Source organism: Streptomyces sp. NPDC005576 (assembly GCF_042871745.1).
Classification (GTDB): domain Bacteria; phylum Actinomycetota; class Actinomycetes; order Streptomycetales; family Streptomycetaceae; genus Streptomyces.
Genome location: NZ_JBIAJC010000003.1, coordinates 378,965 through 403,470 on the forward strand (window position 1 = coordinate 378,965; position 24,506 = coordinate 403,470).

General features: G+C 68.8%; 15 protein-coding genes. 2 read left to right on the top strand and 13 right to left on the bottom strand.

The genetic code is table 11. The features are described from left to right. Positions 1 to 30 precede the first annotated feature (30 nt). From ACFYPN_RS07820 to ACFYPN_RS07870, 11 genes are all read right to left on the bottom strand, one after another. Positions 31 to 903, bottom strand: coding sequence for an alpha/beta hydrolase (locus ACFYPN_RS07820; protein ID WP_358764823.1), 873 nt, complete (start codon positions 901 to 903; stop codon positions 31 to 33). A 299-nt stretch (positions 904 to 1,202) separates the two neighbouring features. Next, on the bottom strand, positions 1,203 to 1,388 hold the full coding sequence (locus ACFYPN_RS07825) for a cupin domain-containing protein (protein WP_389297273.1): 186 nt from the start codon (positions 1,386 to 1,388) through the stop codon (positions 1,203 to 1,205). Positions 1,389 to 1,470: 82 nt separating this feature from the next. Next, positions 1,471 to 2,463: an alpha/beta hydrolase gene (locus ACFYPN_RS07830; protein ID WP_358764826.1), complete on the bottom strand. Its 993-nt coding sequence runs from the start codon at positions 2,461 to 2,463 to the stop codon at positions 1,471 to 1,473. Between the two features lie 87 nt (positions 2,464 to 2,550). Beyond that, positions 2,551 to 3,381 carry an SDR family NAD(P)-dependent oxidoreductase gene (locus ACFYPN_RS07835; protein ID WP_358764828.1) on the bottom strand — a complete coding sequence of 277 codons (831 nt, stop codon included), beginning with the start codon at positions 3,379 to 3,381 and terminating at the stop codon, positions 2,551 to 2,553. Further along, entirely contained in the window at positions 3,378 to 4,187 is an 810-nt protein-coding gene (locus ACFYPN_RS07840) for an alpha/beta fold hydrolase (RefSeq protein ID WP_358764830.1), read from the bottom strand. The genes ACFYPN_RS07835 and ACFYPN_RS07840 overlap by 4 nt, the downstream gene beginning before the upstream one ends. A 95-nt stretch (positions 4,188 to 4,282) precedes the next feature. Continuing rightward, the gene (locus ACFYPN_RS07845; protein WP_358764832.1) at positions 4,283 to 5,365 is read right to left on the bottom strand and encodes an MBL fold metallo-hydrolase; all 1,083 of its coding nucleotides are present in this window, start codon (positions 5,363 to 5,365) and stop codon (positions 4,283 to 4,285) included. A gap of 1,312 nt (positions 5,366 to 6,677) precedes the next feature. Further along, positions 6,678 to 8,387 carry an MFS transporter gene (locus ACFYPN_RS07850; protein WP_389297276.1) on the bottom strand — a complete coding sequence of 570 codons (1,710 nt, stop codon included), beginning with the start codon at positions 8,385 to 8,387 and terminating at the stop codon, positions 6,678 to 6,680. After that, positions 8,384 to 8,938, bottom strand: coding sequence for a DUF1275 family protein (locus ACFYPN_RS07855; protein WP_389297278.1), 555 nt, complete (start codon positions 8,936 to 8,938; stop codon positions 8,384 to 8,386). The genes ACFYPN_RS07850 and ACFYPN_RS07855 overlap by 4 nt, the downstream gene beginning before the upstream one ends. Positions 8,939 to 9,335: 397 nt before the next feature. Then, positions 9,336 to 9,605, bottom strand: a complete 270-nt coding sequence (locus ACFYPN_RS07860) for a WhiB family transcriptional regulator (RefSeq protein WP_389297280.1) — start codon at positions 9,603 to 9,605, stop codon at positions 9,336 to 9,338. Positions 9,606 to 10,407: 802 nt separating this feature from the next. Beyond that, positions 10,408 to 11,373 carry a helix-turn-helix domain-containing protein gene (locus ACFYPN_RS07865; RefSeq protein WP_389297325.1) on the bottom strand — a complete coding sequence of 322 codons (966 nt, stop codon included), beginning with the start codon at positions 11,371 to 11,373 and terminating at the stop codon, positions 10,408 to 10,410. Between the two features lie 20 nt (positions 11,374 to 11,393). After that, positions 11,394 to 12,449: a helix-turn-helix domain-containing protein gene (locus ACFYPN_RS07870; protein ID WP_389297282.1), complete on the bottom strand. Its 1,056-nt coding sequence runs from the start codon at positions 12,447 to 12,449 to the stop codon at positions 11,394 to 11,396. Between the two features lie 685 nt (positions 12,450 to 13,134). Between ACFYPN_RS07870 and ACFYPN_RS07875 the strand changes: the two genes are divergently transcribed. Then, positions 13,135 to 13,740 (top strand): hypothetical protein, encoded by a 606-nt coding sequence (locus tag ACFYPN_RS07875; RefSeq protein ID WP_389297283.1) that lies wholly within the window; start codon positions 13,135 to 13,137, stop codon positions 13,738 to 13,740. Between the two features lie 1,165 nt (positions 13,741 to 14,905). Beyond that, positions 14,906 to 19,015: a carboxypeptidase regulatory-like domain-containing protein gene (locus ACFYPN_RS07880; RefSeq protein ID WP_389297285.1), complete on the top strand. Its 4,110-nt coding sequence runs from the start codon at positions 14,906 to 14,908 to the stop codon at positions 19,013 to 19,015. Positions 19,016 to 19,285: 270 nt separating this feature from the next. On the opposite strand, the gene ACFYPN_RS07885 is transcribed toward ACFYPN_RS07880, so the two are convergent. Together ACFYPN_RS07885 and ACFYPN_RS07890 are read right to left on the bottom strand one after the other, a co-directional pair. After that, positions 19,286 to 21,544 carry a helix-turn-helix domain-containing protein gene (locus ACFYPN_RS07885; RefSeq protein ID WP_358763299.1) on the bottom strand — a complete coding sequence of 753 codons (2,259 nt, stop codon included), beginning with the start codon at positions 21,542 to 21,544 and terminating at the stop codon, positions 19,286 to 19,288. A 662-nt stretch (positions 21,545 to 22,206) separates the two neighbouring features. Next, on the bottom strand, positions 22,207 to 23,736 hold the full coding sequence (locus ACFYPN_RS07890; protein WP_358763301.1) for a UDP-N-acetylglucosamine 1-carboxyvinyltransferase: 1,530 nt from the start codon (positions 23,734 to 23,736) through the stop codon (positions 22,207 to 22,209). Between the last annotated feature and the right edge of the window lie 770 nt (positions 23,737 to 24,506).

Sequence of the window (24,506 nt, forward strand, 5' to 3'; positions counted from 1 at the left end):
GAAACCGCACCCACCGTGCATGACGCCCGGTCAGGAAGTGGCGCGGGCAGCGGACTCGATGAGTCGCGCGGTCGTGTCGGGGTGCGAGACGAGCACCGCGTGGGAAGCGCCCCGGACCACCTCCGTGTGGGACCCGGCGCGGTCCGCCATGGCCTTCTCGGCGGCCGGCGGGATGGCTTGGTCGGCGCCCGCGACCAGGAACCAGGACGGAATGGTCTTCCATGCCGGCGTGGTGCTGGGTTCCGCGAACGCGGCCAGCGACGCCGGTCGCTGCCCGGCCGCCATGAGCCGTGCCTTTCCGGCCGGTACGTCGGCGGCGAAGATGTGCCGGAAGTCGGCCGGGTCGACGTAGGCGTCCTGCCCGCCCGGGAACGCCCTGACCGTCAGCGCGGCCGGGAGCCCGCTGCCCGGGTACGTGTCGAGGATCGACAGACCCGTCTCGCCCTCGCCGGGTGCGAACGCGGCGACGTACACGAGGGCCTTGACATTGGAGTGGCCGACCGCGGCGTCGGTGATGACGGCACCGCCGTAGGAGTGGCCGACCAGGATGACCGGCCCGGGAATGCTGTCGAGGACACTGGACACGTAGGCCGAGTCACTGCTCAGACCACGCAGCGGGTTGGCGACACCGAGCACCGGGTACCCCTGGCGCTCGAGCCGAGAGGTCACCCCGTCCCAGCTCGAGGAGTCGGCAAAGGCCCCGTGCACCAAGACGACGGTCGGCCTGGGCGCGGATCGGGTGCTGGACGTCTTCGTAGTGCCGTCGGCGGACGCCGAGCCGGCGGCTGCGGCGGCGGACAGCGCCGGGACCGCGAACAGTGTCCCGGCCACCAGCGCCGGAAGCACGAGCCTTCTGCGGAGGTGCCCGCCCTCTCGGAACCAGGCCCGTTCGATACCTGTCACAACTCTTTCTCCTTACTTCTCGGCCGCTCCTGTCGGAGCGGTAGGGCGTGTGCGGTACACATCGCCTGACCGACGACGGACAGCCGGCCGCGTCGGTCGGGCGATACGCAGGTGGAAGGCTTCGGCCGGGCCATGACCATCGAGAGATCGAATGGCGGCGGCAGCTCGCCTGCCTCTGCCACCGGGGTGCTGTCGGCTCTGAAGAACTCATCGAGGCAGGCCGGGGCGAAGAGCATCGCCAACCGGGCCCCGGGGGAGAGCGCTTGCTCAGCTGTGCGGGACCCCGCGCGGTCCGTGGGTTAGCTGTCAGGCACCACGTAGTGGCGCCGGTCGCCGACGAAGAACGTCATCTCGCCGGCCAGGACGAACACGATCTGCTCCTCGTCCTCGTGGACGCGGTGCGGGGGCGTGTGTCCTGCGGGGGCGGCGACCTCCAACACGGAGAGCGGGTTGTCGGTCGCCGCCCCGGAGAACAGGACTCTCACCTGTCCGCCGAGGAACCAGAAGGGTTCACGCTCGGCCGTCGCGGCGAAGGCCGGGAAGAACCGGGTGGTTCCGCACCGGTTGTCACCGCCGGTCGGCCAGGAAGTCCAGCAGCGTGGCGGTCATCTCCTCCGGGTGCTCCTCGTAGATCCAGTGGCCGGAGTCGTGGACGACGACCGGGGTGACGTGGGTGGCGTAGCGGCTCGCCTGCGTACCGATCGATTCACCGAGGCTGCCGTCGGCGCCGATCGCGAGGACCGGCATGGTCAGCTTCGTCTTCCGCAGCTTCGCGTTGTCGGCGATGTCCTGCGGGAACGACCGGAACCAGGCGAAGCTCGCTTCCAGGTGGGCGGGGTCCTGCAGGTAGGAGGACCAGACCTGCAGGTCCTCCTGGGGCAGGGCGTCCTTATGCACCGCGATGCTCCGCATGAAGCCCGAGGTCCAGGTGAACTCGCGGCCCTGGATGAGGCTCTCGGGGAGACCGGTCTGCACGGAGAAGAAGCCGAAGTTCCACACCCCGGGTCCCTTGGCCGACAGGGCCGGGAACTGGTAGATGCTCCGGTCCGGGATCGGCGCCTCGCTGAGTACGAGCTTCTTGACGCTGTCCGGGTACTGCGCGGCGTAGGAGTAGGCGACCATCGTGCCGATGTCATGGCCGACGACTCTCACGTCCTGGGCCTTGCCGATCTTCTCCAGAAGCGCGTGCAGTTCCTTCGCCATGGTCTTCTTGTCGTAACCGGACGCCGGGGCGTCGCTGCGGCCGGCTCCGGGCAGGTCGGGCGCGATGACGGTGTAGTGCTGGGCGAGCGCGGGCATGATGTCGTGCCACTCGTACCAGGTCTGCGGGTAGCCGTGAATGAGGACCAGGGTCGGACCGTGGCCGCCGATCACGTAGTTGATGCCGATCCCGCCGGCCTGGGTCTTGTGTTCGCTGAAACCGGCGGGCATCTTCTCCGCGGGCTGGGCCGCGGCCGAGGGCTCGGAGGCCGAGGCCGTGAGAGTGGTCGTGCCGAGGCCGACGGCCAGGGCGAAGAACGCGGCTGCCATGCGGTGGGACGTGGACAAGCGGATCTTCACAGGTTCTCCATGAGAGCGGGGAGGGGAGGGGAGGGGAAGGGGAGTGCGGCGGAAACTGGGCCCGCCGCACCGGGTCGTAGCTGGGGGTCAGAGAGAGTCGACCAGGCCGCCGTCGATGACGAAGTCGGCGCCGGTGATGTTCGCCGACGAAGGACCGGCGAGGTGGAGCACGAGGTCGGCGACCTCGGACGGCCGGGTGAACCGGCCGGTCACGGATTGGCCCGCCGCCCCGCGGGCCACTTCCCGCGGGTCGACGCCGCGGGACTGGGCCACTGTCGCGGCGACACCGCCCGCGCCCTGCCACAGCGCCGTCTCGACCGGACCCGGGCCGATGGTGTTCACCCGCACACCGTGAGGCCCCACCTCCTTGGACAGGGCCTTGCAGAAGTTGGTCAGAGCCGCTTTCGCCGCGCCGTAGTCGATGACCAGCGGGTCGGGCAGGCGGGCATTGACGGACGAGACGGTGACGATGCGTCCCGCGCCGGTGGCGAGCAGATGCGGCAGCGCGGCCCGGGTGGCGCGGACGGCGGCCAGGAAGTTGACCGTGAACGTCCACTCCCAGTCCTCGTCCGTCACACTCAGGAATCCACCCACGCGCGGCCGCACCGCCCCGACGTTGTTCACCAGGACATCGACACCGCCGTGGAGCGCGACGGCCTCGGCGATCAGAGCGGCCGGACCGCCGGGCGTCGCCAGGTCGACCTCCACCACCGCGAGTTCGGCCCCCCGCTTCACATGCTCGTCCAGCGCCTCGGTACGTTCCCTCGATCCGGCGACCACACGGGAGCCGGCTGCGAGGAATGCCTCCACGACGGCCAGTCCGATGCCGCGCCCGGCCCCGGTGACCACGACGGTCCGACCCGCCAGACCCGCGTCGGCGCCGGCCGGTGCCGCGGGCCCGTGAGGACGTGAGCTCATCGGCCGCCCCCCAGATCCTGCTTCCGCAGCCAGCCGAGTACCGTGTCCGCGACCTCGCGCCAGCCACCGTCGATCGTCAAAGAGTGCCCGCGGCCGGGGAAACCGAGGATGTCGGTGACGGCCTCGGAGTGTCGGTACTGCTTGAGAGTTGCCCGGGTGACCGTCTCGGGCACCGTGTGGTCCTTGCCGCCGGAGATCAGCAGCAGCGGACCGCGCCCGCCGTTGTGCGTGTCCACCTTCGCCGGTGAATGAGGGTTGAAGTTCGCGGCGGCCGCCTCGTACAGCGGCTTGCCCGGCGCGGGGATCGTCCACCGCTCGTACAGGTCCGCCGACTCCTCCTCGGCGATGGCGTTGCCGAACGCGAACCGGAACTGCTCCGCGGTCAGCGAGACCGACCGGTGCTTGTTGGCCGGGTTCCTGAAGACCGGGAACGTCGCCCTCAGCGCGGAGAGCGGCAGGGGCAGAACGCCCTTGATCTGCGCGGCGTCGATCGCGACCGCGGCGGCGGCGCGGTCCTGGCCGAGCAGCTTCTGCGCGATCATGCCGCCGAAGGAGTGACCGATCAGGATGGGCGGCGCCGGCAGCTCCGCGATCAGGGCCGCGTAATGCTCGACCACGTCGTCGATGCCGTAATCGGCGACGCTCTCAGGGTTCTGACGCGCCTCCTCGACGGTGTCCGCGTCGCCGGGCCACCCCAGTGCGGTCGGGGCGTAGCCCTCGGTCTGGAACAGGTCGATCCAGGGCTGCCAGGAACTGCTGTGCAGCCAGAGGCCGTGGATGAAGACCACGGGAGGGGTGAGGCTCATGATGAGGCCTTTCTCGTACGGACGGGGCATCGCGGCCTGTACTCACAGAACCGCGCACCCCGGTCCTTTCGCACCGGGGTGGCACCCCAGTTGTCTCAGGGGCGCACGCCGAACGGTCCGAGGACACCCGCGTCGATGCGCAGGGATTCCAGCAGCGCCCACGCGTTGTCCTTGGTGAAGACGTCGGCGGCGCCGAGGACTCCGGCGTACTTAGCGGCCACCGGAGCGGCCGCGGTGTCCGCGACCGCGTCGAGGAAGGTCTTGAAGATCGCCCACGAGTTGCCCTGGGGGCCGTACTTGGCGAAGTACGGAGTGGGGTCGACGGAGTCGATCGCGGAGCGGGTACTGGCCTCCAGGTCGTCCATGTACCGAATCTGCAGGGCGCCGTCCGCACGGACTCCGAGGCGCCCGAGGTGACCACCGACGAACGAGTGCCAGGGGTAGCTCATCGCGATGCTCTGGGCCTCGATCCAGTCGGGGATGTCCTGGGAAACCGCGAGGCCCTTGAACGGGACCCAGCCCGGGTACAGGACGTCGACCACCATCAAGGTGGCGTACTCGGGCGCGTAGATGAAGATGTTGTCGGGAGAGTGGTTCGGCCCGTGGTAGGCCAGGTTCAGGGTTTCTCCGCCGAACCTGAGCTGGTACTTGTCGTGGAACGTGACCGTCGGCCCGGGCCGGTTGGGATCCGCCGCACGGGCCAGCAACGGGGCCGTCGCGGCGTGCGAGATCCGGATGACGTCGGATCCGAACAGACCGGCGGCGCCGATGTGGTCGGCGTGCGAGTGCGAGTAGACCAGGTGAGTCACCTTGCTCGGACGGCCATTGGCCCGGGTGACGTCGTCGATCGCGCGGAGCAGGTTGTGCCCGATGGTCGGTGGTGCGTCCACGAGGACGACGCCCCGTGTGGTCGTCAGGAACATCGACTGGTAATACGAGTCGGTGACCCAGTAGAGGTTCCCGGCGATTCGGCCCACGTAGTAGCCGTCTTCGTTCGGTGTGGGGCCGACGGAGCCGGCCGGGACCGGCGCGAAGTCGGGCAGGCCATCCCCCTCGGCGGCGTGGGCGGGCTCGGCCAGCGTGCCGAGGAGAGCGGCGGCGGCCGGCACGGCGAGGGCCCCGGCAGCACCCTTGAGGAACCTGCGGCGGCCGGTCGGAGGCAGGAGTTCGGGATACATGAGGATCTGGTCGCCTTTCGTCTTGAGAACTTCGTGTGGTGAGAACGGAAGAGGACGGACAGGACGGGCCGCGGAGGTCGTGGACGGCAGAAACGTTCAGCGCTGACTGCGGCCCGACTCCCCGAAGGGCTTGGGGCTGTCCCGCAATGCGTCGCGCACCCGCGAAAAATTGCGGGGCAGCCCTTGGGTCGTGTCTGACAAGTCGCGTCGGATCAGCGGCCGGTGTCCGGCGCGGTCCATCGCCGACGACTTCAGAACAGCACGGCACGAGCGGTGTTCGCACTGGGGCTGTACCCCAGTGGTATGTGCCCACCGACTGCCCCGGGGACTGGGGTGAACCTCGACGGAGGACCTGTCGAACCTGCGCTTCTCCGGGCAGCGCTCACCGGAGCAGAGCGCCAACTCCCGCTGGACGATGACAGGCTGCACGAAATCAGGGCCTGGCCCAGGAGGGTGGCGCGGCCGGGAGACCGAGGGGCCGGACCACTCGCGTCCGGGTCGCAGAAGGCCGGCAAGCCTGCGCCCGACGCAGGAACGGAACGCGCCGCTGCCGGCATGCCTGCGCCTGCGCCGTGGCGCACCCGACCTCGACTGGTCCCTCGCGGCGGCAGCCCGCCCGTCCCTCTCCTGGGCCATCGGGTGCTGTGCGGGATCGATCGGTCGGCATCGTGCTCCCGGTACAGGCCCTGGAAGTGCCAGGACCGCGCAGACCACGTCTCAGGACGGAGCCGGAGACCGGCGCAGCGGGCGGGCGCGCAGGAACGGCATCGCGAAGAGGGCCCTCGCCCTCGGGGCCACGGCCCTGTGGGCGTTCCCGCCCCAGCGAAAGGTCGGCGGAACGCCCGGCGGCGGCTCGTGAGGCACCGGGCAGGCTTCACGCTTCACCGCAGCACGTGGCAGGGCCCGGTCAGGGCGTCGCGGGCTGGGGTGCGAGCCGGCGGAACGGCGAGTGGGGTGGTCCCTCCGGTGGGCGGGGCGGCCTCGTGTCGGGACGGCGCGCGTGCCCGACCGCCGGTGGGGTGCCGTCGCCACGGGCGAGGGCCCGCCTGACACCGTCCACGTCCGCCCCGTGGGGGTGACCCTGGACGGGGGCGCCCTTCCCGCCGCACACCACCTGGTGGTCGCTGCCGGTCCTACGCCGGTCGGCCCCCGGCGGGCCGGTCGGGGCGCCCCCTTTTCGCGCGGACGTGGGCCCCGCCCGGCACGCCTCTTCCCGGGCCCGTCCGCAGGCCGTACGCACCGGAAGAAGCAGCGGGGCGGCCCTGCCGTGCTGTGTACCGCACCTCTGCACTCCTCTTCGGCTTGCCGCCTCTCATCCCTTGGCCGGTGTCGGCCCGGAACTGGCCGGATCCTTCACGTCGGGCTGCAGCACGGGTCCTCGAGGTGACGACCCGGTTCCATGGCTGTCCGGAACCGGCGCTCCGGCGGTCACCACAGGCCCCGCAGCCGCATCGAAGGCATGAGTCACCTGCGGCTGGGTACCGGCCACTTGCAGTCGACGGGCCCGCTTCTCGAAACGGCGGTCGGTGGCCGTGAGCCGGCTGTGGTGCTGGGCCAGATGCTCCGACCAGGACGCGACCAGATAGTTCTCGACGAACCGGCCGGGATCGCCACCGTCCTGGTACAGGCCCCAGGTGAGGGCCCCGGTGCGTCGCCTGGAACGGGACACGTGTGCCATGCGTTCGGTGAAGGCGGCCCAATCCTTCTCCGCGATCCGGTAGACGACCGAGACGAGGACCGGACCGTCTGCCGGCCCGGGCTCGAACGTCAGCGGCGGCACGGGCCAGTGGTCGGAAAGGCTCGAATCGATCCCGTCCGCGCTGTGCAGGGGCCACCGGCGGACACTCACGGCGCCGGCCACCAACAGGCCGCTGCCGACCAGAAGAGACGTGGTCAGGCCCAGCCCGTCGGCCAACGCGCCCCACAGCGGTGCCGTCAGGGCCTGCCCTCCCTGGAACACCACCAGGTAGACGGCGAGTCCACGAGCCCTGACCCAGCCGGGCAGCCGCTGCTGGACGGCGGCATTGAGGGTGGACAGCACACCGATCCATGCCAGGCCCGCAGGCAACAGCGCTGCCCCGGCGAGCCAGGCAAGATGAGTCGTGGCCAGCACCGCCAGCGTTCCCGCGAAGACCACCGGCGCCACGGCGAGTGTGCCGTTGACACCGAGCGTGCGGCGGATCGCCGGCAGGGCGAAGGCGCCGCCCACCGCGCCGACGCCCACCGCGCCGAGCAGGAATCCGTAGCCGCCCGAGCCCAGTCCCAGCGACCGGCTCGCGACGAGCGGCAGCAGCGACCACAGCGCGGCCCCGCCGGGTATGAACAACGCGGTGCGCAGCAGAACCCGGCGGACACCGGGCGCGTGCCAGACATAGCGGCGACCCGCCTGCACGGCCGCCAGCAGCCCTTCGCTCCTGCCCAGGGGCCGCGGTGTCAACGGCCGTCGCCACAGCATCAGTACGGCGGCGATGCCGAGGTAGGACAAGGCGTTGAAGGCGAAGACCCAGCCGGCGCCCGCCGCCGCGACCACGACGCCGCCGAGGGCAGGGCCCACGGCGCGGGCCAGATTCATGTTGACCGCCCCCAGCGCGGCCGCCTGCCCCAACTGCTCGCGTTGCACCAGTTCGGGCTGAATGGCCTGCCAGGCCGGGCCCATCAGCGCGGTGCCGCAGCCGAGCAGGAAGGTGAGGACAAGCAGAAGCTCGGGGGTGAGCGCGCCGCGGAAAGCGCAGACCGTCAGCACGGTGGAGACGGCGAGCAAGGCGCACTGGGCGGCGAGCAGTACCGACCGGCGGTCGTAGCGGTCGGCCAGCACCCCGGAGGGCAGGGCGAGCAGGACCACCGGCAGGCTGGAGGCCGTCTGCACGAGCGTCACCAGCGCAGCGCCGTGACCGACGAGCAGCCACTGTGCGCCGACCGTCTGCATCCAGGTCCCGGTGTTGGACACCAACTGGGCGATCCACAGTGCGCGGAAGACGCGTGCTGCCAGCGGCGCCCAGGCCGAACTGCTGACGGAGCTCATGACTGCGGCCCTGTCCAGGCGGGGACGGAGACCGACAGGCGGTAGGCGGCTGTCGAGATCACGACGAGCAGCCCCAGCTCCACCCCGAGAACGTGGGAGAGTTCGGTGTGCCGCAGGAGCAGGCCACCGGCGAGGGCCCCGAGAAACATGGCAAGAACGGCGAGGATCCGCCGACCGGGCCGGGGAGCCGCCCCGCCGGCCTGCGAGGAGTCCGCTGCCAGGCCCGTCAGGGTGAGGGTCAGAACGGTCGTCGTCAGGTCCGGGACGCTGAGACGTCGGACGACCGCGTTCTGCAGGCCCATGGCGAGGCCCAGAAGAACGACCAGAGAAGCTGTCACCGACAGGCCCGGCGCCCCCGCCGGAGCGAAGCCCAGAAAGACGACGTTGCCGGTCATGTTCGCGACGAAGACCCGACCGAGCGCCAGATGGCTCGCGGCATCGAGGAGCCCGGTCACCACCGTCAGCACCAGCAGCAACGGCGGCAGGGGCCCGTGCCGGTCTCCCTTCGGCGGGGCCAGGGTCCGGGCGGGGTCAGCCAGCAGACTCTGCATGAGGCGTTTTCTCCTTCGATTTCTCGCTGCGTGCGGAGGGATGCCGCAGCACCCTGCGAGTGAGCAGTCCACTGTTCGGGCCGATCACGATCGTCGCGACGGCGACTCAGCCAGGCCCCGCGGGCAGTCCGGGGCGTTGGTCGACCACCGCGCCGGACACGGCCTGGGCCGGGGTCGATCTGGCAGCCTCCCGCGGCGACCGCGGTGCGGGCGCCGACAACCTGCTGCGGTGCGTGCGACGTGGGATGCACGGGCAGCGTCCGGACCCGAGGCGATGCGGCGCGGTGCACGACGAGCGTTCCACGGCTGCTTCGCCGTCACGTCTGTTCAGCGCACTGGCACTTGCCCAGCAGCGCACTGGACGGCCCGCCGTCGGAGAAACGTCCTCAGCCGACTTCTACGCTTCCGCAGAGCAACGCCGCTCACTCTCTGTGTGACCACCCCAAACGCCGTACTCCTGCTGTGACGCCCGGGCGAATCGGCCGCAGGGACCGCTCACGGGGCACTCCCGGCAGACTGCTCGCGCTCTTTCTTCTCGCTGCCGGCGAGCCGGGCCTCTTTCGCTCGAAGGTGAGAAGAAGACGGAGCTGTTCATGCCTCGGCACGCGGCATCGTTCTGCCACGCCCACATCCGAAGGAGTGGCTTGATGGAAGTCTTCACGGTCATGTCTCCTCGAGATCGGCGGAGCTGGAAGGTGCTGTCTCCCAACTGTGGGTCTGAGCACCAGTCGGCTGCCGGCCCGGCGCGGCGAGACGTACGGCGAACGGCACCACCGCACGTCTGCCGGAGAGGACGCCTCGTAACCGCAGGTCACGGGACGGGGTGATCTCGCCGCGGAGGGTGTGGTCACGGTGCCGGAACCTTCGGCCAGCCCTGCTGTCGCCTCGCACCGGCACCCTGGAGGTGCGAGACGCGAGGTGCGGCGTGCACCTGCGACGGCCCAGCGGTCACAGATACGTATGGCGCGTCCGCTCTCCGAACACCGAACTGCAGATCGGCCCAGACTGGCCCAGACTCCCTGGCATGAGGGCATGAGGGCATGAGGGCATGAGGGCATGAGGGCATGAGGCCACGACGGAGCACCAGGACCTCTGCGCATGTTCCGGCCGCTGGTCAGAGCATCCACGCCTCGGCAGGGGGTGGAGGGCACATGAGGAACGTCGCCCGTTCGGCGCTCGTCAGCGGCCGGCGGACCACCGGCCCGACCACATACGCGCATCCGGCTCCGCCCACTCGTCGGCGTCGTCGCCTGTCTCGGTGCGCGCGCACGGAGCTTCGTCATCGGTGTCACCGACATCCGTGCCCGGCACCGACGGCCACGACCGCAGAACGAGGTGAGAGCCCTGGTGGTCATCGACGCCTCGGGGCGTCCGGCGTCCGGTGGTGCCCTCCAGCCGGACATCTGCCGCGGCCGGCGCCCGCGGCAGATGTCCGGCGGCCAAGCGGTCGCCCCACCGCACCGCAGGACTCAACCCCGGACGGCCTTCGTGGGCTCTTTTGTGTCGGAGCCTCGCCACTCGGCGGGGGAGACCCCGTAGAGGGACCGGAACGCCCTGCTGAAGTGGGACGGACTGGTAAATCCCCACTGACGGGCTACCCCGGCAATGGAGCGCTTCGTAGCATCCCTCCGGGCCAGCTCAGTTCGGCATTTTTGTAGCCGACACTGCTGAATCCACTGGCCGACCGTACCGCTGTCGGCCAGGAAGAGCTTGTGGAGGTACCGGACGGAGATCGAGTTGGCGTGGGCCACTGACTGCGGTGTGAGGTCCGGATCGGCAATGTTCTGTTCGATGAACCTCTTGATCTCCTGTAGCCGGTCGAGGCCGACCGGGGTCGTGGGCCTCGGGGGAACCTGCTCCTCCGCCAAGAGGCTCAGAAGATCGAGAGTGCTGCTCGCCAGAGGCGCCCCGGAGGGGGAAGGGCAGCGCGCCGCAATGTCGACGAGGCGCTGCAGATGTGCGGCAACCAGCGAGGCCATGGTCGTGTCGGGACGGATCGGCGTCGCGGTGAGTTGTTGTAGCCGCTCCTCCGGCAGACCGAGGAGGCGGCGCGGGAAGGCGAGCAGCTTCACGCGGTACGGGCCGGGGAATCCGAGCGACATGGGCCGTGTCATGTCGCAGAAGACCATTTCCCCGGGCTTCAGGGCGATCCGGCGGTTGTACTGTTCGACCGTGGCGGATCCGGTGACCATCAGCATGATGACCAGGAGTTCGTCACCCTCCATGACGGATGAGTGAGCCCGCGACAGCCGCATCGCGCTTCCCGCCATGGTGGCGAGCTTCAAGTGGCTCAGTCGAGACGCCTGGATGGCTCCTGTGTACTGCGCTCCAGGCGCCACGAAATCAACCGCGCCAAGCGTTCGGTACAGATCTTGACGCCAGCATTCATCTGGTTCTTCAACAGGTATCAACGAGGTTTCGCAGAGACTTTTCATGAGCACCCCGGGCGCCTTAATCAGTGGACGCGGTGACGTATGGGCCGTCTGTCGGTCGTCGGGCTGGTTTTCTTTACCGTGCGAGCTGACGCAAGAATTCGCATGGCTTCATTCATCTCGATTTTTTCGCGGACAGCCGCCTGGAATTCTTTGGGAGAGATTCCGTAGGCGAGCCTGAAGGCGCGACTGAAATGGGAGGCGCTGGCGAAGCCCCAGCTGTGGGCCACCGTCGCCACGGGCGGTGCGTAGGACGCGGTCCGTACCAGCTCTCTTCGGCATCGCTCCAGACGCTGTTGCAGGATCCACCGCGCTGCGGTGAGGCCTTCCGTCTCGAAGAGCTTGTGCAGATACCTGAGCGACACCCGGTGAGCGGAGGCGATCGCCACGAGGGACAAGTCCGGATCCGACAGATGCCGCAGCGTGTACTCCTTGATGCGAAGGAGCATTGCCTGGACCGCCGCCGGCTCTTGGGGGGGCAGCCGCCCATATCTTTCCTGGATCAGGCAGGCCAGCAGATCGCAGGTGACTGTGGCGAGTCTGTGGGCCTGTGCGACAGCGACCGATTCCGCACCGCTGTCAAGACGCTCCAGGTGCCCGGCAAGAAGGGCGGAAAGCGGCTCGTCCAGCCCGAAGGCCGTGGCGGTCACCCCTCGCAATTCGACGTCGGTCACTCCAAGGGCGGATCTGGGAAATTGGAACGAGGTGAGGCTGAACTCCTGCCTCAGCGCCTTGCTGAAAGGGCGCCTGGAGTCCGAGAGCGAGAACTGCCCAGGGCGGACGACCGCGTGCCGGCCGTCCTGCGAGCGTTCGGCGACCCCGCGGTGCTGGAGCGTGAGAGTGAGGGTCTCCTTGCCGTCCCTCGCGATCATCCGAGGGCTTCGGGTAGCCGTCTGTGGCCCCGCCGTGACGGTGGAGACCTGCATGAAGCCCACCTGCCGGCTGACGATCGTCGCTGACGTCGGCGCCTCCTCGTGCAGAACGACATCCAGCGGGACGAACGTTCTCGATACGGCGTTCTGCCAGAAGTCGGCTCTGTCCGAGACGGGTAGCAGAGCAGTGGACAGGACCACGGGCATGGCAACTCCCTGACGAGGCGGTGCGGACGCGTAGCCGACGTGGCCGTCGAGCGCGGGCCGGTTTCAGGCCGTCCGGCCTGTCGACGAACGCAGCAGCTCGAGGGCTCACAACGAGCTGTGCCAGCACATCGCAGCTTCACGGGGCGTACCAGGAAGAAATGCAGGAAGGATCGACGGAGCGCTCTTCATTGCGGGCATTTCAGTCAACTCGGTCCACCCCCGCCGCGTGTCCGGCCCGTGAGCGCGCCGGCACCGCTGTCCCACAGGCTCCGCAGGGCCCCGCAACCGGTACAGGAGGACCCGCTCACATCCCCGGCGTCCTTGCCGACTTCCTCATCGGGAGCAGAGGCTCGCACCCCGGGAGCCGAGGACGGTCGGCGGATGGTCAGGCGGAGCAGCTTCTGCTCCCCGAGCCACCGTGGTTGCGTCTTCGAGCAGATCTCGCCCCCTGGCGTTGACGGAATTCCGCACCTGAGTAAGGATCGCGATCACATTGCTGCAGACCATACCCCCCAGCAAACCTACTCACGAATATCCTGCGCACCCTCTCTTCCAGGGCGACCCGCGGCACCATTCGGAGTGAGTCGGAACGTGACAGAGAGCGGGAAAGAGGACTGCAATGGTTATGCCTGGATTTCCACGAAATACGCTCGACTCGGAAGGGCTGCCGGTATGGATAGGTGACTTGGCGTGCGAAGATCCGAACCACAGCCTGCATTTCGTCAAAGGCATCGATCCCGTTCAGGCATTGAGGGTGCTGCGCGTCGAGCCCGGTTCGATCCAACCGTGCGTCCTGCCCGACGAAAAGCCGGACCCGTACACGTCGCTTCCGAGTGCAGCCTTCGCAGGCAACGCGGAAAATGCGGCAACGCTGCTGGCCGGACGCATCGGTGAATGGACCTTCGTCTACGACGATTTGGGGTACACCTTCGACGGTACGGCGGATGCCCTTTCCGATGAGGGGCGAACGGCCGTCACGACGGTGTACACCATCAACGGGCACGCCAGCCTCCACTACGCGGTGGACGGCGAGGAACTCGAAGAGGTCATCATCGATGATATGAGTCTTGAGGAACGGCTTCCCGACATGCCCGCCGAACTGGCCACCGCGTTCGAGGCTGCCGGAATCGCCGATTGGGATGACCTTGAACCCGGCGAGGTCGACAGTCTGATCGGCATGCGTGCTGCCTGCGCCCTGGCAGGAGCGGTCTTCACACTGGATGAAATTCGCCGGATTCCACTTCTCATGGCACAGCGGAACTCTGGCGACCGAGTTCCCTCAAGGGCGTGAGCGACGGATGCCTCCGGGGTCGGGACGCTTCCCGCAGGTGCGGTGCCCCGACGTGTGGTCGCGCTCGGAAGCCGTTGTCGACCTCCCCTGAGATCCGTCAACACCCGCGGCCCGACCGGGTCGGCCCTGCCGGACCCCGGCTTCCCCGCGGTTGCCGAACCGGCTGGTGCGGGCCCTGAAGGCCCCGCGTGACCTTGGCGGTACGGGCCAAGACGAGTTCAGCCGGGCTGAACCGGCCGGCGGGTTCCGGCGGCTGCCGACGCCCCGGGCCGCAGCAGGACCGTCCGGCATCGGTCGTACGGCCGCAACCGCCCTGGTGCCGCGAAGCGGGAGGGTCGGGCGCCGGGCCGAGCCGGGATCGGCGGAGCGGAATCCCCCGCACCGGCATGGCCCGCTGACGGGTGCGGACCGGGTCCGCACCCCACCGCACCCACGGCTCGGTGAGGACCTGGACCGCCGACGGCCATCGGTGAAGGCGACGAATGCGCCACGCCCGCTCCGTCGCTCAGCATCGTCTGTGACCAGCGTTTCCACGACCGTGCCGACGAGGCCCGGCCGACCGGGACGAGCGGGCTCGGCACCGACGATCTGCCGACACGCACCCCGGCGGGCAGGTTGTCTGCCGACCGGGACGACGCGGCCGCGTGTGCCGGTGGGAGGTCACGACCGATCCGGATCCGGAGACGGACGTGGCGCCGAGCTGAGCAGGTTACCGGCCAACTCGACGGCACGAGGGATGTCGTGGGCCGATGGTCTGGGGGCACGCATCCCGCTGGCCGTGTGCGACACTGCCGTCTGCGTTACGGATGGCGTGAACCGCGCCACCGGCGACGCACGCCACCCCGGCGGCCAAGACCACACCACTCACGGGTGTGATGAAGAGGTGCGCGCCGCCCGACGGTGCGTCCCGCACGCGAAGAGGCTGCCGATGAGGTGACCCATGTCCGGCATACGCGTCAAAGCGTATTTTACTTGACCATTCATCGGTTCATCTGCAAAAACATCTGTGACGAATGAGAGTTCGGCGTCGACCGGCTGCTCAGAGGGCTGGTCCCAGGTGCAAGCGCACAGGAGTCGTACGTTGCGAATACCTAAGCTGTTCACTACAAGACCCACACCAACACCCCTGCGCCTGACGGTTGTCGCGTCCCTCGTGATGGGGGTGATGAGTGCCGGTCTGCCTCTGGCCGCGGTAGCGACGGCCGAGTCCGGCGGCGCCGCGCCGGTGCAGACCACCAAGCCGTCCGCCGAGCCGGTGTGCGACTTGCCGCAGCCAGGCACGTTCGGATGTCTTGCCCTACGGCGCACCGAACCCGCTGCCCGTATCGGTCAGCAGGCACTGTCGGCCGCCGAGACACCTGACGGGTACGGGCCGGCGGACCTGCAGAGCGCGTACAACCTGCCGACGGGCGGCGGGGAAGGCCGGACGATAGCCGTCGTCGTGGCCTTCGACAACCCGACCGCGGAATCCGATCTGGCTGTCTACCGTTCGCAGTACGGTCTGCCCGAGTGCACCACCGCCAACGGCTGTTTCCGCAAGATCGATCAGCGGGGCGGCACCGATTACCCCGAACCGGATCCCGAATGGGCGGGTGAGGCCTCGCTCGACCTGGACATGGTCTCCGCGTCCGCGTCCGCTGCTCACATCCTGCTGGTCGAGGCGGACAGCACTGCCTTTGAAGACTTGTTCGCAGCCGTCGATCAGGCCGTCGCGCAGGGGGCCCAGTACGTTTCCAACTCCTATGGAAGCGACTACAGCAGCGCGGCCGGCGGTGAGTATCCGGAGCAGACCACTCAGTTCGACACCCACTACAACCATCCGGGCGTCGTGATGGTCGCCTCCTCCGGCGACCGCGGGTATGGCGTCGGCTACCCGGCCGTCTCGCAATTCGTGACCGCCGTCGGCGGCACGACGCTCCGACGGAACGCGACCACCGCGCGTGGCTGGACCGAGTCGGTGTGGAGCAACAGCCTGGGCGCCCCGGGGTCGGGCTGTTCGGCGTACGAGCCAAAACCTGGCTTCCAGACGGACACCGGCTGCGACAAGCGGTCGGTGACGGACGTGTCCGCGGTCGCCGACGCCGCCACCGGTGTCGCGGTCTACCAGACGTACGGATACAACGGCTGGGCGGTCATGGGCGGCACCAGCGCGTCCGCTCCCATCATCACGGGCGTGTACGCGTCCGCCGGCGTCCCCGCCAAGGACACTTACCCGAATTCCTACCCCTATTTCAAGCCGTCCGCTCTCAACGACGTCACCGGCGGAGCCAACGGCACCTGCGAGCCGGACTACCTCTGCACCGCAGGGGCCGGCTACGACGGGCCGACCGGACTCGGCAGCCCCAACGGCCTGGACGCCTTCCGCAGCTACCCGAACGGCAAGCTCAGCGGCACCGTCACCGACGCCCAGGGAGCCGCGTTGGCCACGGCCACCGTCAAGGCCAACGGATACCAGGTCACCACCGACTCGCGCGGGCACTACTCCTTCACGCTGCCGCCCGGCAGTTACGATCTGGCCGTCGAGGCGTACGGCTACCGCGGGAAGACCACCCCGGCGGTGAAGGTCGCCGAAGGTGACTCGGTCACGGAGGACTTCTCGCTGGACCCGGCGCCTTCCCAGACGGTCAAGGGCAAGGTCACCGACGGCTCCGGCCACGGCTGGCCGCTCTACGCCTCGGTCTCCGTCGAAGACGTGCCTGGCGTACCGGTATACACGGACCCCTACACGGGGACTTTCAAGCTGAGACTGCCGGAAGGCCATGACTACACACTGAGCATCGTCGCCCAGTACCCCGGGTACCGGACGGTGACCAAGAACGTCACTGTCGGATCCTCCCCAACAGCGGTCAAGGTCGCCGTCCCGGTCGACGCCGAGACGGACACCGCCGCGGGCTACGAACTGAGGACGATCGGCCCCACCGAACCGTTCGACTTCACGGATTCTCAGCCGGACGGCTGGAGCATCGTCAACGGCGACAGAACCGACGGCGGCTGGGAGTTCTCGGACCCGGGAAACCGGACCAATCGCACCGGAGGCGACGGCGGCTTCGCCATGGTCGACAGCGACCACATAGGTGCGGGCAAATACCAGGACAGTTCCCTGATGAGCCCGGTCTACGACTTCAGCGACTACACGAGACCCCGGATCTCCTTCGACACGGATTACAGAGGTTTCTCCGGCCAGAGAGGTACAGCCGACATCACCACCGACGGCGGCGCCACCTGGACCACACTGCGGACGTGGACCGCCTCCCAGACGGGACACATGGAGATCCCGCTCGCCGCCTACTCCGGATCCAAGGCCGTCCAACTGCGATTCCGCTTCGTGGGCGTCTTCGGCTACTGGTGGGAACTGGACAACATCTTCATCGGCGACCGCCCGTACGTTCCCGTGAGCGGCGGATTGGTGGCCGGTACCGTCACCGACGCCAACACCGGTGAGGGAGTCGTCGGCGCAGCCGTCCGCAACGCGGACGCCACCGATCAGACAGCCATATCGGCGCCCACGCCGGACGACCCCCATCTGGACGACGGCTTCTACTGGCTCTTCTCCAACACCCTTGGTACACACTCCTTCACGGCGGGCAAGATCAGGTACGCCTCCGGTACCAAGGCAGTGCGGGTGGCACCGGACCGGGTGACCGAGGCCGACCGCAGCCTCCAGGCGGGAAGACTCACCATCACCCCGGCAGCTGTCGACAAGACAGTGGCCCGGGGCGCCAGAAGTACGAAGACGCTGAAGGTGAGAAACACCGGCAAGGCCCCCGCCACGTTCACCCTCGCCGAACAGTCCGGCCTTCCTCAGACGCAGGCACGTGAGGGCGCCCCCCTCCAGGTGACCCCCAGTACGACCTCGTCGCTGCGCGAGCAGTTCGGTCCACTGACGACCCGGTCGGTGGGACCAACTGCTGTGACGAGCGCCGTCGGCGGCGACGCCTGGCAGTCGGTGGCAGACCTGCCGACGGGCATCATGGACAGCGCGGTCGCCGTGGACGACGGCAAGCTCTACTCCGCCTTCGGCTTCGACGGCAGCACCTACACCTCGGACCTCCACGTCTACGACCCCGACAGTGGTGCCTGGTCGCAGCTGGCCTCGGCAGTCGACGGCCGCGACGCACCGGCCAAGGGATTCATCAACGGCAAGCTCTACGCCGTGGGTGGATGGGACATCAACAGCACACCCGATGCCAAGCTGGAGATATACGACCCGGTTTCGGACGCCTGGACCACCGGGGCGCCCTCGCCCAAGCCGTACGCGGCCTCCGGGAGCGCGGTCCTGGACGGAAAGCTGTACGTCGTCGGCGGCTGCACCGCGACGGCCTGCGTCACCAGGGACGTGTACGCCTACGACCCGGCCACCGACCAGTGGTCGGCGATGGCCTCGTACCCCGAATCCATCTCCTGGACCGCCTGTGGTGCGATTGCCGACGTGCTCTACTGCGCCGGCGGCCTGACGGAAAGCGGCACCACACGGCACACGTACGCCTACGATCCGATGACCGACGCATGGGCGCCGGTCGCCGACATGCCCATCCCTCTGTGGGGATCGGCCCATGCGGCGGCGAACGACATGCTTCTGACCGTCGGCGGCAGGGTCGCGCTCGGTGTCACCAACCAGAGTTTCGCCTTCGATCCCCGGGCCGGCACGTGGATGGCGCTGCCCAACGCCGACCTGCCGGTCATGCGCGGTGGTGGAGCTCCCGGCTTCTACAGCGTCGGAGGCAAGCGCAGCAACCAGGTCGGTGCCGCGCCGGTCGCCACCGTCCAGGTGCTACCCGGATACGACCAGCGTGACAGCACCGAGGACGTCATCTGGCTCGGCCTCGACCGCCAGAAGGTGACCCTGCTTCCCGGGGCCAGTGCCACGGTGACGGTCTCGCTGGATGCCACCGTCTCCGAGGTCACTCGGGCAGGCGACTATCTCGCGCATGTGGGCGTGCACACCGACACGCCCTACCATGTTGCCGCAATCCCGGTGACGATGACGGTCAGACCGCCCAAGGGCTGGGGCAATTACACCGGCACCGTGCGTGGTGCCGACGGCACGGGCGGCACCGTACCCCTCGCCGGAGCCACCGTTCGGCTCGAGGGTAAGAAGTCGAGCCATACCGTGACGACCGCCGAGGACGGCACTTTCGCCCTGTGGCTCGATGCCCGTGGCGGCCCGCTCAGCGTCACCGTGTCGAAAGAGGGCTACGAGCCGGTGACCACGCGGGTGAAGCCGGCCAAGGGGAAGTCGACTCTCGGCGACTTCACCCTGCGGAAGGCTCCGTGACCGCCGATCATCTGTCCGACGCGCGGAGGCGATGGCCGGCCGGCCATCGCCTCCGCGCCTCGGAGCTTCGGCCGAGTGCACTCCTGGAACATTCGAGGTGCACTGAGGGACGCGAAGTACGGGGCTCGAACCCCTAACGTTCCCCTTGTGGTCGAGTGGGAATGGAGCGCGTCCGGCCTCCCACTCGACCGCTGCCACCTGATCCGCGCGTCCCGCGGTACGTGCCGGAACGGAGACGGCACGGGCGCGATCGGGACAGGGAGGGAAGTTTCAACGGAGACCGAAGTCGGCCAGGCGCTCCCGGGCCGTCGCCAGATGCTGGGGGTTGGCGGACTTCCCGAGGTTCAGACACTGGGTGTAGGCCTCGCGGGCCTGTTCCTGATGGCCGCCGGCACCCAGGGCTTCAGCGAGGTGGATCAGCGCGCGGCTCTCGAGCCCCGGGTTGGCGCTCGCACGGGCGAGGCTCACCGCGGTACGCAGGTGGTCGGCAGCCTCTGCCCAGTTCTTGAGGAGGGTCTGGGCCTGGCCGATGGAGGTCTGCGCATTGGTGCGGTTGAAAGCGGCACTGTGAGGTTCGATGCGATCCCCGGCCCGATCGAGAAAGGCGAGCGTACGGAGGTGCTCGGCTACGGACTCCTCGTAACGGCCCGCTCGCAGCAGGGTGTCGGCGTGGCTGCCCATGGCGTGGAGGGTCCCGGGCAGGTCACCCGCCGCTTCGAAGAGTCGAGCTGCTTCGTGATTGTGCGGTGCTGCCGCGGCGTAGTCACCGAGCTGGCTGAGGGCCCAGGCCATATAGCTGTGGGACCAGCCCTGTTGGGCAGGATCATTGGCACGCCGGGCGGCATCGAGTGCCTCGGCCGCCCGGTCCATGCTGTCGTGGTGGCGGCCCTCGCAGACCAGCAGAGCCCAGGCGTGAAGATTCAGGTGAGTGGCTTCGAGACGGGGGTCGCCAAGAGCTTGAGCGCTCTTGACGGCAGTGGCGGAGACCTCCGACCAGTGTCCCCAGAAGATCCACTGGTCGGAGAACCAGTGGAGGGCTTCCGCGACCTCGATCACGGAGGCATGGTCTTCGTCGCGGGCGGCGGAACGAAAGGCCGCGAGCCAGTTGACGCCCTCTGCCTGGAGCCATCGACGGGCGTGCTCCGCAGTGGACAGATCGACGGTCCCCTGCCAGGTGGAAGGCGGCGCACCGTAGTCGGGCTCGAACCAGCGGCCGGCCACGACCGCGGTATCCAGCAGCCAGCGGTGCAGCGCGGACTGGGCCGCCGCAGCCGCCTCCTCGGACTCCTCGGCCTTCAGCCGATCGCGGGCGTAGAGCTTCAGCAGATCGTGGAGCCGGTAGCGATCTCGGTCGGATCCCAGCAGCCCGCTCTCGACCAGCTCCTCCAGAGTGTCCTCGGCATCGAAGAACTCCAGTCCGGTGAGCTGGGCACTGGCCGCGACGCCGGCATCCGGACCGTCGACCAGCGAGAGGAAGCGGAAGAGCCGGGCAGCGTTGGGGGTGAGCTGGCGGTAGGACAGGTCGAACGCCGCGGCGAGGCGCAGATCTCCGGCGGCCAAGGTGGCCAGACGGCGTTCCTCCAGAGCCAGACGATCGGCCAGGCGGCGTACGGTCCAGCCCGTGCGCGTCGCCAGCCAGTTGCCCGCCACCCGCAGGGCGAGGGGCAAGTACGCGCATCGCAGGGCGACCTCGGAGAGCGCGTGCGGATCCGTGTCCGCACGGTTCTGGCCGATCACACCTGCCAGGAAGACGTCGGCCTCAGCGGGGGAGAGCTCGCCGATGGGCAGGCGCTCGACATCCTCCAGCCCTGTGAGCATCCTTCGACTGGTGATCAGGACCATCGTCGCCCCGGTGCTCGGCAGGAGTGGGCGGACCTGGGCCTCATCACGGGCATTGTCCAGCATCAGCAGACAGCGACGTTCGGCCAGCACCTGCCGGTAGAGCTCCGGGTGCCCCTGCGGACCGACCTTGGCCAAGTCCACGTCAGCCACGCCGAAAGCCTTGAGTATGCGCAGCATCAGCTCTGTCGGCGAGGGCGGGTTGTCGTCCATGCCACGCAGATCGAGTACCAGCTGTCCGTCGGAGAAACGATCTGCCAGCCCGCGTGCCGCGTGCAGCGCCAAGGTGGTCTTGCCCGCCCCCGGAGGCCCGGACACCGATACCACCTGTGATCGTCCCAAGGACGCCTGCTGTGCCAGCGCAGCCAGTTGTACGAGTTCCTCCTCCCGACCGACGAAGTCGTCGATGCCTCGCGGGAAGGCGCGCGTGTCGGCGAGACTGTGGCGGGGGTTGCGTCCGATCCTGGCTGCGGCCAGCAGCCGTTCCCGCTCGGCCTCGGGCAGGTTCAGCCCACTCGCCAGTGCGGCGACCGTTCCTCTCTGAGGGGTCGCCCGGATGCCCCGCTCGAGATCCCCGATCCCGCGACCACTCACGCCCGAAACCTCGGCCAGCGCCTCGATCGTCAGCGACGCCTCCAGACGGAACTGCCTGAGCAGAACCCCGAACCCCACCCCGTTCACGTTGCTCACCCGACCCCCTGTGTCCCGTCCCTCTGCGCCTGAATCAGCTCGATGTGACACGTGGCTTCCCGTACAACTGCCAGAGCTGTTACGCGATTTCCGTCGGGCGTGCGACGACGGTTACTGCACCGCGCGACGCGTCGCCGGAACGTCCTGCATCCCGTGCATGGACGTCTCTCCGCCGGCGATGCACCCCATCTGACGCCGCGCGCCGATCCGCCAGGAATTGCGGGGCGGCCCTGAGGCGTGAAAGACGGACGGCGGTAACGATCATGCTGGTACGCGGGTACAGGGTATGCGCAGAAGGAGGGGAATGTACACGGGTGCCCGAACCTTCGTCGCGGTTGCGGTGTGGCACCGACGGGTCGGTGTCCGGGCTCTCGCGGTACGCGATCAGGGTGCGTCCGACGGTGCTTCGGGTGCCTGATTCCTGCTCCACGTGAGTACGCCAGCCGCACGGGGACCGGCTCGGCCCCCGGTCGGCCTCCCACCGGCCATCGGTCCCGCCATCGACGCGATTTCGGCGTAGCCGTGGCCGGTCGGCAGGACCTGGGGAGCGTGGCTCGCAGCCCACCGCGGGCCCAAAGGCCCACAGAAATCCCAGAGATGCCGTCGCACCCCTCCCTGACCCACTAAGTCGCAGGTCGGATGGGTGCGGCGGCATCCTCATGTCAGATGTCGCGGAAGATCTCGATCTGCGCGCCCACCGAGTTGAGCCGCTCCGCGAGGTCCTCGTAACCGCGGTTGATCACATAGACGTTGCGGAGCACGGAGGTTCCCTCGGCCGCCATCATCGCGAGCAGGACGACGACGGCCGGCCGGAGCGCCGGCGGGCACATCATCTCGGCGGCGCGCCAGCGGGTCGGGCCCTCGACGAGGACGCGGTGCGGGTCGAGCAACTGGAGACGGCCGCCGAGGCGGTTGAGGTCGGTCAGGTAGATGGCGCGGTTGTCGTAGACCCAGTCGTGGATCAACGTCTGGCCGTGCGCGGAGGCGGCGATGGCCGCGAAGAACGGCACGTTGTCGATGTTGAGGCCGGGGAACGGCATCGGGTGGATCTTGTCGATCGGCGCCTCCAGCTTGGAGGGGCGCACGGTCAGGTCCACCAGCCGGGTACGGCCGTTGTCCGCCGCGTACTCGGTGGTGCGGGCGCAGTCCACGCCCATTTCCTCCAGTACGGCGAGCTCGATCTCCAGGAACTCGATCGGCACCCGGCGGATCGTGAGCTCCGACTCCGTGACCACCGCCGCGGCCAGCAGGCTCATCGCCTCGACCGGGTCCTCGGAGGGGGAGTAGTCCACGTCCACGTCGATCTGCGGCACGCCGTGGACGGTCAGCGTCGTCGTACCGACCCCGTCCACCCGTACGCCCAGGGCCTCCAGGAAGAAGCAGAGGTCCTGGACCATGTAGTTGGAAGAGGCGTTGCGGATGACGGTGGTGCCGTCGTGACGGGCGGCGGCGAGCAGCGCGTTCTCGGTCACCGTGTCGCCGCGCTCGGTCAGCACGATGGGGCGGCCGGGGGAGACCGAGTGGTCGATCTGCGCGTGGTAGAGACCGTCCGTCGCGGCGATCTCCAGGCCGAAGCGGCGCAGCGCGATCATGTGGGGTTCGATCGTGCGCGTACCGAGGTCACAACCGCCGGCGTACGGCAGCTTGAACTGGTCCATGCGGTGCAGCAGCGGACCCAGGAACATGATGATCGAGCGGGTGCGGCGCGCGGCGTCGGCGTCGATCGCCTCCATGTCCAGCTGTGCGGGGGGCACGATCTCCAGGTCCACGCCCTCGTTGATCCAGCGGGTGCGTACACCGATGGAGTTGAGGACCTCCAGGAGCCGGAAGACCTCTTCGATGCGGGCGACGCGGCGCAGCACGGTGCGGCCCTTGTTGAGGAGGGAGCCGCAGAGCAGGGCGACGCAGGCGTTCTTGCTCGTCTTGACGTCGATGGCGCCCGAGAGGCGTCGACCGCCGACGACCCGCAGGTGCATGGGGCCGGCATAGCCGAGCGACACGATTTCGCTGTCGAGGGCCTCGCCGATGCGGGCGATCATCTCAAGGCTGATGTTCTGGTTGCCGCGCTCGATGCGGTTGACGGCGCTCTGGCTGGTCGCGAGAGCCTCGGCCAACTGCGTCTGTGTCCAGCCCCGGTGCTGACGGGCGTCACGGATGAGCTTGCCGATGCGTACGAGGTAGTCGTCTGACATACCGGCAGGCTATCTCACATATGAGATGTGCGTGCGTTCGGGCGGTGCGTTCGGGTGAAAGGGCAACCTGGATGCCGCGCGACCGTTCGTGGCACGGGGGCGAGCGGGCCAGGGTTTCCGGGGTCCGGCCGCACGGGTGCGGTCACCCGGGCGTGGCGGTGACCTGACGTCAGGGTTGCACGATCGCTCCATGAACGCATGGCCACCTGCCCCGTGCGGAAATGCCGCCGGATCGGCGGTCCGTGTCCCGGCCCCGTGGGCTCGGCCGTGGACTCCGTGGCGACCCGCCGAGTTGCGGCACCGCGGACTTGGGGTAGGGCAGGTACGTGGAGGACGGGTCGCACATCGCGTTCCTGGACCGCTGACCGAACCTCCCGGCGAAGGTGCTGGTGGCGCCCAGGGCGCACGTGGTCGCTGACCGAGACGGGGAAGGGTTCCACCTGCTGATGGGGATCGTCCGGCTGGTGACACGCGCAGTCGGGACCGTCGCCGTCCCCGAGCGGATCTGCCGCATGCTTCCGGCCGCCGCGACGGGGCACAGTCCCGGAGGGGGCCGGGCGCGTCGGCAGAAGAAGCCGGAACGACTGGGTTCGCCGCGAAGCGCCTCGACCGGATGGTGGCGGACACCGGCTCCCGGGCATGACCGTTCGACCGCGATGTACTAGAGTTATCTCGACATCGAGATATCTGCCGAGGCGCACCGCAGTCGCCGCTCGGCAAGGGTTACCTAAGTAATCCTGACCCCAGCGGATCGGCGAGAAGTCGCAGGC